Here is a 17,528-nt window from a genome sequence, read left to right as displayed (position 1 = left end):
AAGCAGAAATTCTAGCAAAATAACACTAATATTGCCCTAAATAGCATTATTTAGTATATAATTAAAAAATTTTTCTTAAGGGAGTTATGCGTGCAAACAAACGCCAATCTAGCAAAAGATTTGGATTCCATTTTAACAAGTATCAAGCAAGCAAGTTTAGCAATCTACACCATCTTACAAAAAAACTTAGGCGAATACACACAAAGCACCAACGCCACAGGCGATACACAATTACAAGCTGATGTGCAAGCAGATTTAATCGTGCAAAATGCGTTTAAAACACTCTCTTGCGTGAAGCAAATTTGTAGCGAAGAGCAAGAAAATGCGATTCCACTTTGCGAAAATGGGCTTTATTCTATCGCTTATGATCCCCTTGATGGCTCATCTTTAATGGGAGCAAATTTAAGTGTGGGAAGTATTTTTGGAATCTATCAGGGCGATTTTCTCCCACAAAACTTAGTTGCAAGTGCGTATGTCGTGTATGGAATGGTAGTTGGAATTGGATTTGCTTCACTTTTAAAAGAAGGTGTGAATTACTTCACTTATGATGGAGAGAAATTTGGCTTACAAAAATGCTTAAAACTCGCAAGCAAGGGCAAGCTAAACGCCACAGGTGGCACACAAAAAAACTGGAGCAAAGCGCATAAAGCAAAGATGGAATCGCTTTTTGATGCAGGCTACCGCTTGCGTTATAGTGGCGCAATGGTGCCAGATTTGCACCACATTTTAGTTAAAGGCGGTGGCTTATTTTCCTATCCTGCAACAAGTGATGCACCAAAGGGAAAGCTTAGAATGCTTTTTGAGGTCTTTCCCTTTGCTTTTATCTTTGAAAGAGCCGGTGGCAAAGCGGTTTTTGTTGATGAGGCAGTTTTAATTGATGCGTTGGAATCCAAAACCACGCCCCTTTTAAAATTGCAACCTAAACATTTGCACGATACCACACCTTGTCATTTTGGAAGCATTTGGGAGATAGATTTTGTTAGCCGATAGAGTTGAAATTGAAAGCGCATTAAAAGCCTTAAAAGAATGCCAACAGCGTGAAGGTGTAGCCAATTGTATTTTATGCAAGCACGCACAAACTTGCAACCAAAAAAAAGACTTTGCCAATAAAACACAAGAAAATCTAAACCAAAAGCAAGAAACACTCAAAGCCTGCCAAGAATCTAAGGGCTTAAAGAGTTGTTTAAATTGCACAGAAATCCTAGAATGCGATACTAGAAACAACTATGTTAGTGCTGTGTATTTAAGTATGAATAAAGGAAACGGAGGCAATTTTGAATTCTAAATTTTATATCACATCGCCAATTTATTATGTGAATGATATTCCACACATTGGACACGCCTATACAACAATCATCGTTGATACCCTTGCAAGATTCCACCGCTTAAAAGACAAGAGCGTGTTTTGCCTAACAGGCACAGACGAACACGGGCAAAAGATTGAACAAAGTGCGCAAAAAAAAGGGCAGAATCCAAAAGACTATGTAGATACGATTGCGGAGCGTTTTAAAAGCCTTTGGGACGCATTTGGAATAAACTATGATTATTTTATCCGCACCACAGATTCCACACACCAACAAAGTGCGCAATATGTGTTTTTAAAAATGTATAAAAAGGGGGATATTTATAAGGGAGAATACGAGGGAAATTATTGCATATCTTGTGAATCCTTTTTTGCAAAATCCCAATTAGCAGGCGAAAAGAGTTGCCCAGATTGCAGCAAAGAAACAATACTTCTTAAAGAAGAGAGTTATTTTTTCAAACTCAGTGCATACACAGATAAACTTTTAAAATTTTATGATGAAAATCCAAATTTTATCCTACCAAAATCAAGACGCAATGAAGTGATAAACTTTGTAAAAAGTGGATTAGAAGACTTATCCATCACACGCACAAGCTTTAATTGGGGAATTAAACTTCCTAAAGAACTTTTAGAAAATCATCCAAGCAATCAAAAACATGTGATGTATGTGTGGCTTGATGCACTTGTTAATTATCTAAGTGCGCTTGGATTCCATAATGATTTAGAAAATAAAATGGACTTTTGGCCTGCAAATTATCACATTGTAGGCAAAGACATTTTACGCTTCCACGCCATCTATTGGATTGCCTTTTTAATGAGCCTTGATTTACCGCTTCCAAAACACATTGCCGCACACGGCTGGTGGACAAAAGATGGGGCTAAAATGAGTAAGAGTGTCGGCAATGTTGTCAATCCTAAAGAAGTGGTAGATGCGTATGGGCTTGATGCATTTAGATATTTTGTCTTACGCGAAGTGCCTTTTGGACAGGATGGGGATTTCTCACAAAACGCATTAATTGAACGCATTAATGCAGATTTAGGCAATGATTTAGGAAACTTACTCAACCGCCTTTTGGGAATGGGAGCAAAGTATTTTAACAACACACTAAAAGCGGATTTATCAGAGTTAAAAACTACATATTGTGAGGAACTTGCACAAATCCAAGCACTCTTAAACAGCCTAGAATCCTATATGAACGAAGTGCAAACCCACCGCTATTTAGAAGAGCTTTGGAAGCTCTTTAGTCTAGGCAATGCAACCATTGCAAAAAAAGAGCCGTGGCAACTGATAAAGGCAAATAAACACGCAGAAGTGGCACAATTGTTGCTGTTAATTACCAATATCTTGCTAAAAGCCGCACTTTTCTTATCGCCTTGTATGCCAAAAAGTGCTAATAAGATTCTAAAAGTTTTTGGTTTGAGTGCAAATGCGGAGAATTTTAAGCGTTTCATCACGCAAGGGGAGATTTTGGATTCCATAATTTTAGAGCCAACTCCGGCACTTTTTCCGCGCATTGAAGAGAAGTTATTGCAAGATATAAAGATAGAATGCACAAAACTTGAGCCTTTAGAGATAACAAATCCTATTAGCAAAGAGGATTTTACAAAGATTGATTTGCGCATAGGCACGATTATAAATGCAGAAGTTTTGCCTAAGAGTGAAAAGCTCTTAAAACTTCAAGTGGATTTAGGTGAAGCACGCCCACGCCAAATTTTAGCTGGGATTAAAGCACACTACACACCGCAAGATTTGCTAGGCAAGCAAGTTTGTGTGCTAGCAAATTTAAAGCCTGCAAAGCTTATAGGAGAGATAAGCGAGGGAATGCTTTTAGTAACAAGTGATAATGAAGGACTAAGCTTTATCACACCACAAAATAAAAGGAAAAATGGAAGCAAAATTAGCTAAAGGAATAGTATGAAGGGAATACAAATTGGTGTTAATGAAATTGTAGAAATTACTTTTGGAACACTACTTAACAAGCCTAGCATTTCTTTTTTTTATCAAATTTGCGACCAAAGTAGTAGCGTGCGTAAAGGCGATTTATTTGTCGTTACCAATAAAAATAATATGCAAGCCCAAAAAGACATAGAAGAAGCTGTCCAAAAAGGTGCATTTGGAATCCTTTTTAGCGGAAACATCGCAATGAACGATAAAGAAGTAGCTTGGATTAGCGTAGAAGATTTGGAGCAATCTTTAATGCGGATTCTACGCCATTATCTACTAATAAAAAATAAGATTTTATTTTTACTCAACAAAGAAGAATATGAAATTGCCACACAAATTGCCACACACAAAAAAACACTAGGTCATTTTTGCGGAAGCATAAGCGGACTTATCCATAATATTATTGAAAGTGATGCAGGGTTTTTTTTATATTGTAACACAAGCCTAGACTTAAGTACATTACCAAAAAATCAACAAGAAATTAAAATACTTTTACAAGAAAAAATCCAAGATAATAAACTTCCCTTTGCATTAAATTCTTATTCCCTTTTTGGAATAAAACTCTTTTACAAAAGCACAGATTATGAGATACCACTTCCTAAACTCTTTTTGCAACCGCTAGCTCGCGTGTTGCAATTCTGCGAAGACTATTCCATCAATGTTCAACTAGAGAATTTTTCCACTTTAACCAACTTTAAGCCACTCTATTTAGATGAACGCGGAGTGATTGCAAAGCCCGGCACAACAAATAAAGTCCTACTAACCTGCCAAGATTCCAAATTGTATGAGCAATATTTAGCTTATTTTAGAATGTATGCAAAATGGGCGCATTTAATGCTTTTTGTTCCAAAAGTTTACCAAGAGCTTTATGCGCCCTATGCAAAGGCTATTCCCTATACAGATAATGCGATACTTTTTACAGCACTTATAAAAGAGAAATATAACTTTGCACTCATTTTAGGAATAGATACACATACGCTAGAGACACGATTTACAAACCAAACCACAGAAGCAAATTTATTTGACTACACAAAGGAATACTTATGAAAATTGCAATCCCTGTTTTTGATGAAAGCTTAAAAGTGTTTAACAACACCGGACACACTCCATTTTTTGCCATTTTTGAACAAAGTGGAAACGGAATGTTTAAAAAAATTGATTACATTGAATTGCGCAAAAACCCACGCGGCGATGAAAATGCTAATAGGGGTTGCGCACATAAAGATGAGCAAATGAGCGAAGAAGAGCAAATCGCGCATAAAAATGAACACAATGTGCTAGGTGAGATTATCCACGATTGCGCCGTAGTGCTTGTTAAAAAGGCTTGTCAAAATACAGCAAAAGTCTTTAATGAAAGAGGTATAAAGGTGTGCAAAATGGATAGGAATTGCCAAAGTGCAAAAGATGCACTAAAATACATTAAATTCTAAGCAAAGATTATCTCTCTGCTAGAATTTGCATTTTAGAATCTTTCAACTCCACATAAAGTTCCTTTGCGCCACTGAATTTATAACTTGGAGCTTTGTAATCTTCATAAAAAGAGATTCTAAATAAATCCTTATTTGCATCATTGGGATAAGGGGAGATATTAATTTTAGAGAACAGAATTTCTTTTGTTTCCTTTTTAGAAAAGATTCTGCGTTTATTTTTCTCAAACTCATCGTATCGCATTCCATCAAAACGGATAAAATCTTTACTATAAAATTCCAAATATTTATCCGCATTGCTCTCTTTCCAAGCATCTCTCCATACATATAAATCTGCTAACAGAATGCCTAAATCTTCTTTTTTGACTTCCTTGACACCTTTTTCATAAGTGATCAATAAAGACTTCCTATAATCCACTATTGCATCTACATTTCTTAACTTATCGTTTTCAATGGCAATGCAGCCACGCGTATTAAGATCTTCACGATTCCCATCTAAAGGCATTCCGTGAATCCAGATTCCATATCCCGTGCGCTTTTGTAAGCGATCATAAAGATTTGGATAATTTGTAGTAAATGCAAGCGGTCCGTAAAATTGATCCAAATTAACCAAACGCGCATTTAGAGCATAAACGCCAATAGGAGTTGCTAAATCTCCCTCTTTTTCTTTATGCCCACCCTTTGAACCAACTATACTCTCCACATTTAATCTTTCATCCCATTTGCCATCATTTAGGGCATAAAGCCTTAGAGTTGGCGCATCTTTAGTTGCTATAAAAAGATATTCTAGCTCCTCATAATATCCAAAACGCGTGTCTTGTGTCTTTAATGCCGCATCCCAAAAATCGCGCGTTTGCATCATAGAATCTATTTTTTGCTCAATGGCACTTACGCCGCCTTTTTTATAAAGCTCCACCCATTCTAAATCGCTTGCATTTGCAAAACTCAAAACTAAACACAAACTAACAACTTTAAAAATATTCATACATTTCCTTATTTTAATTTTCAAAATTATACCCCATTTTCTTAAGGTTTTCACGCTCTTTACTCCAACTTGGCATAACTTTTACAAAAAGTTCTAAAAAAACCTTTTGACGCACAAAGTTTTCAATACTCACTCTTGCTTCCTTACCAATGCGCTTTAAAGTCGCACCACCCTTGCCTATTACCATTCCCTTTTGACTCTCTTTATGCACAACAATTGTCGCTTTAATGGAATGCAAATTTGGCTTTTCTCTATACTGCGTGATTTGCACATCGCTTTCATAGGGCAACTCCTCGCTTAGATTTTCAAACACAGCCTCACGGATTAACTCTTTTGCAATCTCTTTTGTTGTGTTTGGACTCAAAATCTCAGGATCATAATAATAATAGGGGCTTTGTGGCATAAGCTGAGAGAGCACTTCAACCACACGCTTTAAGCTTCCTAAATCCTTAATAGAAACAGGAATTAAGGCTTCATAATAATCCTTAAACTTCTCATATTTACGCATTGCTTCAAACAGCATTTCCTTAGAGACGGAATCTATTTTGGTTAAAAGCAAAATGTGTGTTTTATCTTGCGCCATTTCTAAAAACTCTTCATAAAAACTTACTGCATCCGTTACAGGTGCTAAAAACAGCAACACATCGCAATCTTGCAAGGCTTGCATTGCTTCTTTTAGCATATATTGATTGAGTAATTTCTCTTGTCTGTGAATGCCCGGAGTATCCACAAAGACGATTTGTGTTTCACCTTCCATTAAGATAACATTCATTCTTTTACGCGTTGCATTTGCTTTGTGCGAAACAAGGGCTAGCTTTTGCCCTAAAAGCGTGTTTAAAAAGGTGCTTTTTCCAGCATTTGGACGCCCTAAAACCGCAACAAATCCAGCCTTCTTGTCCAAATCTTTACCTATAAAATATAACGCGCAATGTCAGCATCCGCCACTAAGGATTCCAACTTTTCCTTCACAAGTGCCTCTGTGATTTCCACATCCTTGCCCTTATAATTCTCCGCTTCAAAGCTAATCTCTTCAATCACTTGCTCCACAACCGTGTGCAAACGCCTAGCTCCTATATCCTCTGTCTTTTCATTTGCCATTTGCGAATAATGCGCTAAGGCACGAATTGCTCCCTCGCTAAAGGATAAGCGCACATCTTCAACGCCAAGTAATGCTTCATATTGGCGCAAAATGGAATTTTTAGTTTGGGTTAGAATCTTATACAATGCCTCTTCATCTAAACTATCAAGCTCCACACGCAAGGGGAATCTTCCTTGCAACTCGGCAATTAAATCACTAGGTTTGCTTAGGCTAAATGCACCTGCTGCGATAAATAAAATATGGTCTGTCTTAATGCTGCCGTATTTTGTATTGACCACACTGCCTTCCACAATGGGTAGCAAATCCCTTTGCACGCCCTCTTTGCTAGGGTCTTGACGCTGCCCTCCATTGCCACTAACTGCTACCTTATCAATCTCATCAATAAAAATGATTCCGCTACTCTCAGCGCGCTTTAAGCCTTCGTGCTTAATTGCATCTAAGTCTAACAACGCCTCACTTGCTTCAATCTTTAAAAGCTCTTTAGCCTCTTTAATCGTTACTTCTTTCTTAGGACTATCTTTTGGGGAGGCAATGAAGACTTTTGCGATGGTTTCTTGCACCTTTGCAAACTCCGCTGGCATATTTCCATCTTCAATTTCAAAGGTTTTTTTTGGCACTTCCACTTCAATTTTTAAATGATCCATTTCGCCATTTAGCACCTTTTGGCGCATTTTGCTTGCTGCCTTTTCATATTCTTCAATTTTCTGCTCACTTGCACCCTTTGGCAAAGGTGGAATCAACTTTTCTATGATTTTATCTAACACATATTTTTCAATATCTTGCGTGCTTTTACTTCTATGCTCCTCTTTGACTAAATTAATAGAAGCCACTACTAAATCCCTAACCATAGATTCCACATCTCTCCCTACAAAGCCCACTTCTGTATATTTGCTAGCTTCAACCTTAACAAAAGGTAGCCCCATAATCTTTGCCATTCTTCTTGCAATTTCCGTTTTTCCAACGCCTGTTGAGCCAATCATTAAAATATTTTTTGGCACCACCTCATCTTGAATTTCTTTGGGCAACTGCAATCTGCGATAACGATTGCGCAAAGCAATTGCTACAATCCTTTTAGCATCCTTTTGTCCAACAATATATTCGTCTAAATAACTTACAATCTCTTTTGGTGTCATTGCAAATAGTTTTTCCACATTCTTTCCTAAAGTTCTAAAATTTTAATATTTTGGTTTGTGTAAATGCAAAGCTCTCCGGCAATTTTTAAAGATTCTAGCACTAAATCTTTTGGCTCTAAATTACTGCCAAATCTATCCATTGCTCTTGCCGCTGAGAGCGCATAATTCCCACCACTTCCAATAGCAGCAATCTTCCCATCTTCTGGTTCTACCACATCACCTGTGCCGCTTAAAATAAAAATATGCTCCCTATCAAGCACTATCATCATCGCTTCTAATCGCCTTAAATACTTATCCTTACGCCACTCCTTAGAAAACTCCATCACAGACTTTAATAAATCCCCTTTTTTATTTTCCAAAATCCTCTCAAACATATCAAAAAGACTAAACGCATCTGCCGTGCTTCCTGCAAATCCACTTAAGACTTTGCCGTGGTAGAGTGTGCGGATTTTTGTCGCATTACCCTTAAACACACAATTTCCAAAAGTAACTTGCCCATCACCACCAATGACTGCACCCTTTTCACTCTTATAAGCTAAAATCGTTGTTGCGTGAAACATTATTGCGCCTCCACATCCACTTTTAAAGTTGCATAGATTCCGTGTCCTAGCTTAATTTCCACTTCATAAATGCCTGTGGATTTAATAGGATTTTTCAGTGCAATGGTTTTTTTATCAATCTCTATGCGATGCTCTTTTGCTAAAGTCTCTGCAATATCCTCTTTAGTAATTGCGCCATATAAAGAGCCATTTGCACCCACTTGCTGCACAATTTTTAGAGTAACTTCTTCAATCTTTTTTGCTGCCATTTCCATTAGTGCTTTTTCTTCAGCCGCTAACTCAGCAATCTTTTTTTGCTCCGCTTTGTAGCGGTTAATCACAGCATTTGTCGCAAAATCCGCCAATCCTTTTGCGATTAAAAAATTTTTTCCATAGCCGTCTTTAACTTCACAAATGTCGCCCTTTTTGCCTAAACCTTTGACATCTTGTAGCAATAAAACTTTCATCATCTCTCCAAAATATTCACAAATCTCAATAACAAAATGCGGATTCTATCTACTTTTTATTCAATTTGAGTTTAAATCACGCACAATAAGTAAAAATCTTTATAAATTATCTTAATACATTGTGTATTTTTAATTTTTTGTGATATAATTTTGCAATGTAATTTTTCACAAAGGAGAATAATGAGTATCAGCATTTTAGGATTTCCACGCATCGGAGAGCACAGAGAATTGAAGTTTGCACTAGAAAGCTACTGGGCAAAAGAATCTAGCCTTAAAGAGTTAGAATCCCTAGCACAGACTTTGCGCAAAAAACACTGGGAAGTGCAAAAAGATTTAGATTATGTCTGCGTGAATGACTTTAGCTATTATGATAATATGCTAGATTTAGCTTACGCACTAGGCATTAAACCACAAAGATTCCAAAATTTAGAAGGCTTAGAACTCTATTTTGCGATGGCTAGAGGACATAAAAATGGTGTTGCTTGCGCAATGACAAAATGGTTTAACACAAATTACCACTTCGTTGTCCCTGAACTTGATAAAAATAACAAATACATATTGAATACTGATTTTATCATCAAACAATACAAAGAAGCTGTGCAATTAGGCTACACACCAAAAATTGCCCTGATAGGATTTTTTACATTTTTTGCCCTCAGCCACATTACAAACGGAGATGCAAAAGAAATTTTCAAACAAGTGCAAACCGCTTATTTAGAACTCATAGATGCACTTGTTGGCACATTGGGAAATGGAATCCTTATCGAATTTAGTGAGCCAATTTTTGCAAAAGGCTTAGAAGCAGAATCTCTTTATAGCAATACAGAAACAATCCAAGACTTCTACAATACAATCGTAAAAAAAGGTGTTAAAACCATTGTTAGCACATTTTTTGAACAGAGTTGCGAATTAACAGAAATTCTTGTAAAAACAGACATTTATGGAATCGGGCTAGATTTTGTCTATGGAAATAAAAATTTAGCAAGTTTAGATACACTTGCAAAAAGCGGCAAAGTTTTGTTTGCAGGAATTATTGATGGAAGAAACATTTGGATTGCAAATTTAGAAGAGAAACTAACATTAATCCAAAACATCACAAAAAAGATTCCACAAAATAAACTCACGCTTACAACTTCTTGTTCCCTACTCCACACGCCTTATTCTAAAAATACGGAATCTAAAATGGATAGCGAGATTCTCTCTTGGCTATCTTTTAGCGTAGAAAAAATTGAAGAGCTTAAACTTTTAAACAATGTCTTAAAAGATGGAATCCAAAACCACAAAACACAATGGGAGCGTTACATTGCGCTCAATCAAGTGCGCAAAAACTCTTTAAAAATCCACAATCAAGAAGTCCAAGCACGCGCAAATGCAACACAAGAAGCAAAACGCACACCAAGCTTTAAAGACAGAATCAAAATCCAACAACAACACTTCAATCTCCCCTTGCTCCCTACCACAACAATTGGCTCTTTCCCACAAACCAAAGAGCTAAGAAACACAAGAAAAGAGTATAAAAGCGGTAAAATCGCAGAAGAAGCCTACACAGAGCATATCCAAAACTACATTAAAGATTGCGTGCGATTCCAAGAAGAAATAGGGCTTGATGTGCTAGTCCACGGAGAACCTGAACGCAATGATATGGTGGAGTATTTTGGTGAGCAATTAAGCGGATTTGTCTTTAGTCAAAATGGATGGGTGCAAAGCTATGGTAGCCGCTGCGTGAAGCCCCCCATCATTTTTGGCGATGTTGCAAGGTTACAGCCAATGACAATTCAATGGAGCGTTTATGCGCAGAGTCTTACGCAAAAAATTATGAAAGGAATGCTAACAGGACCTGTTACGATTCTAAATTGGAGTTTTGTGCGCGATGATATTCCAAGAAGTAGCGTGTGCAAGCAAATCGCACTAGGGATTGCTGATGAGATTAACGACTTACAAAACGCTGGAATCCGCATTATTCAAGTTGATGAAGCAGCATTTAAAGAGGGCTATCCTTTACGCAAGGAAAACATTAAAGAATACGAGCAGTGGGCGTTATATTGCTTTAGGCTTGCCACTTCCCTAGCCTTGCCACAAACACAAATCCACACACATATGTGTTATAGCGCATTTAATGATATTATTAAAACCATTGAAGCAATGGACGCTGATGTCATCACCATTGAAACTGCGCGCAATGGTAACAAACTCTTACACATCTTCCAGCAAGTGGGCTATGATAAGCAAATAGGACCAGGCGTTTATGATATTCACAGCCCTAGAATCCCAAGCGTTGCAGAGATAAAAGAACAAATTCAAGCAATCTTAGAAGTCTTACCCAAAGAGCAAGTATGGATTAACCCAGATTGCGGATTAAAAACACGCAAATACGAAGAAGTTAAGCCAAGTCTAAAAAATATGGTAGAGGCAACAAAAGAGATTCTAAAGGATTTATAATCCCTTTGTGCTAGCATCTGCAAGGACAAATGCGTGCAAAACTTGCGCACCATTTGTTTCTAAGCATTCCTTAGCTTGCTGAAGCGTTAAACCACTTGTTATAACATCATCTACTAAAATAATTTTCTTATCCCTAACCTCACGCTTTATCATAAAATCCCTAGGATTCCTTTGTCTAAAGGCTAAATCTTTCCCTGCATAACTTATAGGATTTCTAGCGTGTAGCGTTTGATAGAGAGGTTGCAAGCCTAGCTGCTTCAAATGGCGCAATAAAATCGCATTATGCGCATAGCCGTGTCTAATCTTATCATCTACTCCCACTCCACACACACCATATAAGCTAACATTCCGTTTTTTTAAACTCTGCACAATAGCTTGTGCTAGCAAACAATAAATCCTATTACCAAGCTTAGAATATTTAGCATACAAAAGAGGCGCAATATTCGCATACTCAAAAAAGCTTATAACCCTAAAATCCCCCATTTCCCTAACCAAAGGAGCAACAATAATAAACTCTAAATAGCAATCCCTACACACACTCTTCAATGAGAATTTTCCGCACAATAAACAACGCATTAATTTTGGATAAACTCCATAATTTGCTTTGTTATGGAATCTTGTGGCAAGCTTGCATTAATCACAAGTGATTCTATCTTTAAAAACTCCATTGTTTCTTTTAATCTCTCTTGTAATTCTAAAAGATAGGTAATTCCCCTTTGCTCAATCCTATCTTTACCCTTTTGATTTAGGCGATATTCTAGCGTTTGCTTATCAAGTTCTAGTAAAATTGCTTTATTGGGCAGGATATTTTCCATTACAAAGGCATTAAAAGATTCCAATATTTTAAAATCAAAATCCTTCGCATACGCAATTCCAGAGATTAAACTCCTATCGCTAAGAATGAGTTTATCTAAATTTGGCGCAATCACACTTGCAAAATGCTCCGCCCTGTCAGCTAAAAATAATAGCATTTCTGCTTTAAGACTCAAGACTTCAGTGTTTAATAAAATCTCTCTTATGCGTTTTCCAAGCGGTGTAGCACCGGGCTCAAAGGTAAAAATCGCATCCTTCAATACTTCTTTTAGCCTTGCAATTTGCGTGCTTTTTCCTGCTGTATCAATCCCTTCTAATGCGATATACACGATAACTACTCCAAACCCAAACTTATAACATACTCTTTCACGCTCTTTGGCACAAGATGCGCAATCTCCCCCTTATGCGCAAGGATGGAACGCACCACCGTGGAGCTAATAAAGGCGTTTTGCAAAGATGGCATTAAATAAATTGTTTCAAGCTCTTTATTTAACGAAGCGTTTGCATATCCCATTTGCAATTCATATTCAAAATCACTCACCGCCCTAAGCCCACGCACAAGGATTTTTGCATTCTTTTCTTTAGCAAATTCTGCAATAAGATTTTCAAAAGGATACACATCAATTTTTAAAGCAATATTTTGCGATTCCATAAGGGCAAGATGGACCATTTTCACGCGCTCTTCTAGGCTAAACAAAGGATTTTTACCACTAGATTTTGCCACAGCAATAATTAGCCCATCAAAAAGCTTACAGGCTCTCTCAATAATATCCAAATGCCCATTTGTAATAGGATCAAAAGTTCCAGGATAAATGGCGATTTTTGCCATTATACATAGCTCCAAGAAAGTGTTTTGCCAGCAAAAAGCGGCACAATTCCATCAAATTCTTGTGGAATCTGCGTGGATTTTTTGATTAATTTTACAATTTTTGCAGTTTTTGGCAAACCATAAATGCGCCTAGCATTATCACTCACAAAGCTTTGGAGATTTTCTAGCTTGTTATACTTTTCAAACAACTCCGCAAGCCCAAGGAGTGCTAATGGCGCACTAAAGATTCCCGCCGCCCCTTGAGAGCATTCTTTGTTTTCTTTTAAATGTGGTGCAGAATCACTTCCAAAAGAGAATTTACAATGCGCATTTAGTGCCACTTCAAGCAGTGCATCCCTATCCCTTGGTGTTTTTAAAATCGGCTTGCAAAAATAATGCGGATTTAACCCCCAACCTAGCACATCATCTAAACTTAACGCAATATGGTGCAAAGTTAGTGTGGCAAAAAGATTATCATATTTTTCAACAAGCGCAACAGAGCGCGCATCGCTTAAATGTTCAAAAATAATCTTTAAGTGCGGAAAAGATTCTGCAAGCTCCCTAAAAACAGGGTGAAACTCTACTTCTCTCTCTAGCGAAAAGCCATTACTCTCCCCGTGAATGCTAAGGATAAATCCAAGCTTTTCTGCCACTTCTAAAATCTCTAGCACCTGCCTATCTAACACAGCACTCACTCCACTCTCACTCCCTGTTGTAGCACCCTTTGGATAAAGTTTTAGAAACACGATTCCAACTTCCTTAGCCTTCTCTAGCACGCTTCTATCAAGCCCTTCTGTAAGATAGAGCGACATTAAGGGATTAAAGGCGCAATCCCCACAAGCATTTTGGATTCTCTCTTTATAGCCTAAAGCAAGTTCTATGCTAGTAATAGGTGGTGTTAAATTTGGCATAACAAGCGCACCGCTAAAGTATTTAGCCGTGTATTTTGCTACATTTTGTAACATATCTCCATCGCGTAAATGCAAATGCATATCATAAGGAGATTGTAATTGTATCATTTAAGCTTCCTTCAAGTTTTCTAATAATTCTAGCAGGGCGTTTTGGTATGCCTCACACAACCCCTTGCTTTTTGCCTCAAAGCGCGTCACAAGCACAGGCGTGGTGTTGCTAGCGCGAACTAACCCCCAGCCTTTTTCAAAAACCACCCTCACCCCATCAATGGTGATAATCTCTATAATTTTAGGGAAATTAGCAGGCAAGCTAGAGCCACTTAAAGCTTGCTTTAAGCTTTCAATAATCTTAAACTTCCTCTCCTCCGTGGTTTTAATCTTAATCTCATCAGTGGAATAAAGCTTAGGCAGCCCTTCTAAAATCATATCAAACTCCAAGCCTTTAGAATGCACAAGCTCAAGCACACGCAACGCCGCATAAGTGGCATCATCAAAGCCAAAGTAGCGGTCATTAAAGAAAATATGCCCACTCACTTCAAACGCCATATGCGCATTCGTTTCCCTTAATTTTACCTTAAGATTGCTATGCCCCGTCTTATACATTATCGCCCTGCCGATTTTATCAATGCTTTCATACATATTAAGCGAGCATTTCACCTCGCCAATTACCACAGGATTTGGAATCGTGTTTGCAAAAATAATCGCTAGCTCATCACCCTTATACACCTTATTCCCGTCTTTCGTGTATTTCACCACCGCTAGCCTATCCCCATCGCCATCAAAAGCAAATCCGATTCCACCTTTTTGACAGATTTCTTTGTGCAAAAAGCTTAGATTTTTCTCCTCACTTGGATCTGGGTGATGGTTTGGGAAATTCCCATCAGGCTCTAAAAACAGCCCATTATACGCAATCTCTAACCTATCTAAAATTTTTGTAATCCCAACCCCAGCAATCCCATTCCCACAATCCAAACTTAAAGGAATCTTAAATCCACTTAAATGCGCAAATTCCTTGCAAAGATACTCCACATACAAATCTAGCGCATTGAGCGTCTTAATCTTAATATTAGATGGAATCTTTTGTGCAACAAAGTCCCAATCAAGTGCGTAAAAATCCTTCTCAAGTGCGTAAATTTGCTCCCCAAAAAAGGGCTCTTTAAAAAGTGTAATCTTAAAGCCATTATACTCTGGCGGATTATGTGATCCTGTAATCATTACACTTCCATCTAATTGCAAATTCTTTTCAAACTCACAATACAAAGCAAAATACGCAACAGGCGTTGGAATCTCCCCTAAATCATAAGGCGTAATTCCGCTAGCTAGCACACCCTCACAAAACCAAAGAAAAATCTCCCTAGAGTGCAAGCGCGCATCAAAGCCAACTCCCAAAGTAGCACCACTGCGCTTATGCAACTCCTGCCCCACCAAATAGCCAATACGCACAACATTTTCCCTAACCAAATCCTGCCCATAAATCCCACGAATATCATATTCTCTAAAAATTGCTAGCATTGACTTCCTTTATTATTGCTTCCTTCGCATTTTGGATTCCAACTTTTAGCCTTTTTTAAGGCTTGTTGCAACACTTCCACACCATCAATAAACAATCTATGCGCCTCTTTTGCATATAAAATTAAATGTTGGGCTAAAAACTCTCCACTTTTAAACGCACTTTCAGGCAATTTAAACACCGCAAAATCTGCGAAATTCCCCGCCTTTAATTCGCCTAACAAAAAGTTGGAATCCAAAAACGCATTGCGTGTTACACTTAGTAACAACTCCCTTGCCAAAGGCTCTAAAGGCATATCCGCATAAGCAAAAAGCGCAACTCTTAACTCCTCTAAAAGCAATAAGGAATCATTAGAACTCTTACCATCTGTGCCAAGACAAAGCGGAATCCTAGCCTTTTGCACCGCCTGTAAATCCAAATATTTTCCATTGAGCAAGCGATTAGACTTAGGACAGCTAATAATCTTGCCCTTTTGTGCTTGAATTTGCTCTAAAATCTCCGCATTTGCTTCCAAACAATGCGTAAAATACACATTCTCCAAGCCCTTAAATGAGTTTAAAAAATCCTTAGCATTATAAAAAGATTCCATTGTTTTTTTAAAAAATCTCTCATAAAATCCCTTAAAATACCCTCCACTTGACTCTAACCACTCTCTCTCAACCCTTGATTCTAAGAAATGCGCACTCAAAGGCAACTTTTCTTTTTTTGCCACTTCTAGCAATTTTTCTAGCAATTTTGGATGCACAGAATAAGGCGAATGCACCGCCACTGCTGGAATAAACCGCTCACTTTGCTTCGTTTGAGAGTCCTTTAAGCGTGCTAAGAAATTTTGGTATAAAAAATCTATTGCCTCTATGCTTAAACCAATTGCTTCATTAAAATACAGCACGCGCAAAGGAGAGTTTGCTAAAATCTCTAAATCCGCCCCGTGGCTAGAAATCGCCCCCACAAAGCCCACGCCACTTTTTAGACACTCCAAAATCCCTTCTTGCATCGCATCTTGCAAGCCATCACCCATTAAAAATTCCCTGTTTAGCAAAACACTATCTAACCACTCCCCAAAATCCCCAAACTTCAACTCCCCTTCATTTTTGCTAAACTCCAAATGCAAATGCAAATTTGCCAAAGCTGGCGTAATCACACAGGAGCAAAAATACTCACTCCTAGCTTGATACTTAGCACACAACTCGCTAAAATCGCCAACTTCTAAGATTCTCTGTGCTTCAAAAAGGATTCCACCTTTTTTAATCACACTAAACTTTTCATCGCATACAACGATAAAATCCGCACCAATAATTTGCACACTTACCCCTTTAAAGGTGCATTTAAGTTAATATCAAGCTTATTATAAGGAATCTCAATCCCCTCCGCATCAAAGCGCATTTTTACCTTTTGGAGCAAGTCTAATTTCGCATTAAGCACTTCACCACTATTTACCCAAAAGCGCACCATAAAATCCACACTACTTGCATTGAGCACATCTACGCCAATTAAAGGCTTAGGCTCTTTTAAGACAATCTCTTGCCCATTAAAAATCTCTTCTAAAATGCGCTTTGCCTTCTCTAAATCGCTTGTGTAAGACACGCTAAAAATTAAGTCCAAACGCCGTGTGGGATTTGCATTAACATTAATAATTGGTGCTGAGATAATCATAGAATTTGGCAAAATCACAAGCTGATTGTCTAAAGTTGTGATTTTTGTTTGGAACAAATTCACTTCCCTAACACGCCCTGTAATGGAATTTAGCGTAACAATATCGCCTTTTCTAAATTGCTTTAAGACCACAATTAAAATTCCACTTGCAAGATTTGACAAAGAATCCTTAAGCGATAAGCCAATCGCCAAGCCAGCTGTCCCAAGCACAGCAATGATAGATGTTGTTTTTACGCCAAGATTTGTTAATGCTGTGATAATCACTAGCACCAATATGCCCACAAACACGACATTCTTCAAAAATCCACTCAGTGTTTCGTCTTTTGTTGCTTTAATGATTAACTTTGCAACATATTTTGAAAAAACCCTTGCAACATAATAGCCAATAATAAGAATAAAAAAAGCACTCACAACATTTGGCAAAAACCCAAAAAACCAAACAATAAACCTCTCCCAAATCAGTAGCAATTTTTCTTCCATTTTAGCCCCTTGATTT

18 protein-coding genes are annotated in these 17,528 nt (G+C 37.7%); 6 read left to right on the top strand and 12 right to left on the bottom strand.

The annotated features are described in order from the left end of the window. The first annotated feature begins 90 nt into the window (after nt 1-90). The 5 genes from MRZ19_RS08225 to MRZ19_RS08205 are packed head-to-tail and all read left to right on the top strand — an operon-like array spanning nt 91 to nt 4,678. Nucleotides 91-990, top strand: coding sequence for a class 1 fructose-bisphosphatase (locus MRZ19_RS08225; protein WP_291031811.1), 900 nt, complete (start codon nt 91-93; stop codon nt 988-990). Beyond that, nucleotides 977-1,285, top strand: a complete 309-nt coding sequence (locus MRZ19_RS08220; protein WP_291031810.1) for a hypothetical protein — start codon at nt 977-979, stop codon at nt 1,283-1,285. The genes MRZ19_RS08225 and MRZ19_RS08220 overlap by 14 nt, the downstream gene beginning before the upstream one ends. Next, entirely contained in the window at nt 1,275-3,209 is a 1,935-nt protein-coding gene (metG, locus tag MRZ19_RS08215; protein ID WP_291031809.1) for a methionine--tRNA ligase, read from the top strand. Before MRZ19_RS08220 ends, metG begins: the two co-directional genes overlap by 11 nt. A 9-nt stretch (nt 3,210-3,218) precedes the next feature. Beyond that, nucleotides 3,219-4,295, top strand: a complete 1,077-nt coding sequence (locus tag MRZ19_RS08210) for a hypothetical protein (RefSeq protein WP_291031808.1) — start codon at nt 3,219-3,221, stop codon at nt 4,293-4,295. After that, a complete protein-coding gene (locus tag MRZ19_RS08205; protein WP_291031807.1) occupies nt 4,292-4,678 on the top strand; it encodes a hypothetical protein in 387 nt (128 codons plus the stop codon). Before MRZ19_RS08210 ends, MRZ19_RS08205 begins: the two co-directional genes overlap by 4 nt. A 7-nt stretch (nt 4,679-4,685) precedes the next feature. Here the strand turns inward: MRZ19_RS08205 and MRZ19_RS08200 are convergent, their stop codons facing one another. From MRZ19_RS08200 to rplI, 5 genes are read right to left on the bottom strand one after another with little or no spacing between them, the layout of a single operon-like run. Further along, nucleotides 4,686-5,660, bottom strand: a complete 975-nt coding sequence (locus MRZ19_RS08200) for a L,D-transpeptidase family protein (protein ID WP_291031806.1) — start codon at nt 5,658-5,660, stop codon at nt 4,686-4,688. A gap of 13 nt (nt 5,661-5,673) precedes the next feature. Next, nucleotides 5,674-6,561: a GTPase Era gene (era, locus tag MRZ19_RS08195; protein WP_291031805.1), complete on the bottom strand. Its 888-nt coding sequence runs from the start codon at nt 6,559-6,561 to the stop codon at nt 5,674-5,676. 8 nt (nt 6,562-6,569) lie between these two features. Continuing rightward, on the bottom strand, nt 6,570-7,892 hold the full coding sequence (gene hslU / locus MRZ19_RS08190; RefSeq protein ID WP_291031874.1) for an HslU--HslV peptidase ATPase subunit: 1,323 nt from the start codon (nt 7,890-7,892) through the stop codon (nt 6,570-6,572). Between the two features lie 26 nt (nt 7,893-7,918). Further along, a complete protein-coding gene (gene hslV, locus MRZ19_RS08185) occupies nt 7,919-8,452 on the bottom strand; it encodes an ATP-dependent protease subunit HslV (protein ID WP_291031804.1) in 534 nt (177 codons plus the stop codon). Further along, nucleotides 8,452-8,898, bottom strand: coding sequence for a 50S ribosomal protein L9 (gene rplI / locus MRZ19_RS08180; protein WP_291031873.1), 447 nt, complete (start codon nt 8,896-8,898; stop codon nt 8,452-8,454). The genes hslV and rplI overlap by 1 nt, the downstream gene beginning before the upstream one ends. Before the next feature lie 180 nt (nt 8,899-9,078). Between rplI and metE the strand changes: the two genes are divergently transcribed. Then, on the top strand, nt 9,079-11,337 hold the full coding sequence (metE, locus tag MRZ19_RS08175; protein WP_291031803.1) for a 5-methyltetrahydropteroyltriglutamate--homocysteine S-methyltransferase: 2,259 nt from the start codon (nt 9,079-9,081) through the stop codon (nt 11,335-11,337). Here metE and MRZ19_RS08170 read toward each other — a convergent pair. The 7 genes from MRZ19_RS08170 to MRZ19_RS08140 are packed head-to-tail and all read right to left on the bottom strand — an operon-like array spanning nt 11,332 to nt 17,512. Then, nucleotides 11,332-11,913, bottom strand: a complete 582-nt coding sequence (locus tag MRZ19_RS08170; RefSeq protein WP_291031802.1) for a ComF family protein — start codon at nt 11,911-11,913, stop codon at nt 11,332-11,334. The genes metE and MRZ19_RS08170 overlap by 6 nt on opposite strands. After that, nucleotides 11,913-12,479: a dTMP kinase gene (tmk, locus tag MRZ19_RS08165; RefSeq protein WP_291031801.1), complete on the bottom strand. Its 567-nt coding sequence runs from the start codon at nt 12,477-12,479 to the stop codon at nt 11,913-11,915. The genes MRZ19_RS08170 and tmk overlap by 1 nt, the downstream gene beginning before the upstream one ends. Nucleotides 12,480-12,484: 5 nt before the next feature. Then, nucleotides 12,485-12,979, bottom strand: coding sequence for a pantetheine-phosphate adenylyltransferase (gene coaD / locus MRZ19_RS08160; protein ID WP_291031800.1), 495 nt, complete (start codon nt 12,977-12,979; stop codon nt 12,485-12,487). After that, nucleotides 12,979-13,977, bottom strand: a complete 999-nt coding sequence (gene pyrC / locus MRZ19_RS08155; RefSeq protein WP_291031799.1) for a dihydroorotase — start codon at nt 13,975-13,977, stop codon at nt 12,979-12,981. Before pyrC ends, coaD begins: the two co-directional genes overlap by 1 nt. Continuing rightward, nucleotides 13,978-15,381, bottom strand: a complete 1,404-nt coding sequence (locus MRZ19_RS08150) for a phosphomannomutase/phosphoglucomutase (protein WP_291031798.1) — start codon at nt 15,379-15,381, stop codon at nt 13,978-13,980. It abuts the gene before it with no gap. Then, on the bottom strand, nt 15,375-16,682 hold the full coding sequence (locus tag MRZ19_RS08145) for an aminofutalosine deaminase family hydrolase (RefSeq protein WP_291031797.1): 1,308 nt from the start codon (nt 16,680-16,682) through the stop codon (nt 15,375-15,377). Before MRZ19_RS08145 ends, MRZ19_RS08150 begins: the two co-directional genes overlap by 7 nt. A gap of 2 nt (nt 16,683-16,684) precedes the next feature. Further along, nucleotides 16,685-17,512, bottom strand: a complete 828-nt coding sequence (locus tag MRZ19_RS08140; RefSeq protein WP_291031796.1) for a mechanosensitive ion channel domain-containing protein — start codon at nt 17,510-17,512, stop codon at nt 16,685-16,687. Between the last annotated feature and the right edge of the window lie 16 nt (nt 17,513-17,528).

This window comes from Helicobacter sp., from assembly GCF_022770205.1.
In the GTDB taxonomy this organism is placed as follows: Bacteria; Campylobacterota; Campylobacteria; order Campylobacterales; family Helicobacteraceae; genus Helicobacter_D.
This window is presented reverse-complemented; position numbering and strand designations above follow the sequence as displayed.

What these genes read in the sequence shown, in the direction of transcription:
- hslU (WP_291031874.1), bottom strand. Translation starts at nt 7,892, where the DNA reads ATGACACCAAAAGAGATTGTAAGTTATTTAGACGAATATATTGTTGGA.
- rplI (WP_291031873.1), bottom strand. Translation starts at nt 8,898, where the DNA reads ATGAAAGTTTTATTGCTACAAGATGTCAAAGGTTTAGGCAAAAAGGGC.
- hslV (WP_291031804.1), bottom strand. Translation starts at nt 8,452, where the DNA reads ATGTTTCACGCAACAACGATTTTAGCTTATAAGAGTGAAAAGGGTGCA.
- MRZ19_RS08210 (WP_291031808.1), top strand. Translation starts at nt 3,219, where the DNA reads ATGAAGGGAATACAAATTGGTGTTAATGAAATTGTAGAAATTACTTTT.
- pyrC (WP_291031799.1), bottom strand. Translation starts at nt 13,977, where the DNA reads ATGATACAATTACAATCTCCTTATGATATGCATTTGCATTTACGCGAT.
- MRZ19_RS08200 (WP_291031806.1), bottom strand. Translation starts at nt 5,660, where the DNA reads ATGAATATTTTTAAAGTTGTTAGTTTGTGTTTAGTTTTGAGTTTTGCA.
- MRZ19_RS08170 (WP_291031802.1), bottom strand. Translation starts at nt 11,913, where the DNA reads ATGCGTTGTTTATTGTGCGGAAAATTCTCATTGAAGAGTGTGTGTAGG.
- metE (WP_291031803.1), top strand. Translation starts at nt 9,079, where the DNA reads ATGAGTATCAGCATTTTAGGATTTCCACGCATCGGAGAGCACAGAGAA.
- MRZ19_RS08140 (WP_291031796.1), bottom strand. Translation starts at nt 17,512, where the DNA reads ATGGAAGAAAAATTGCTACTGATTTGGGAGAGGTTTATTGTTTGGTTT.
- MRZ19_RS08150 (WP_291031798.1), bottom strand. Translation starts at nt 15,381, where the DNA reads ATGCTAGCAATTTTTAGAGAATATGATATTCGTGGGATTTATGGGCAG.
- coaD (WP_291031800.1), bottom strand. Translation starts at nt 12,979, where the DNA reads ATGGCAAAAATCGCCATTTATCCTGGAACTTTTGATCCTATTACAAAT.
- MRZ19_RS08205 (WP_291031807.1), top strand. Translation starts at nt 4,292, where the DNA reads ATGAAAATTGCAATCCCTGTTTTTGATGAAAGCTTAAAAGTGTTTAAC.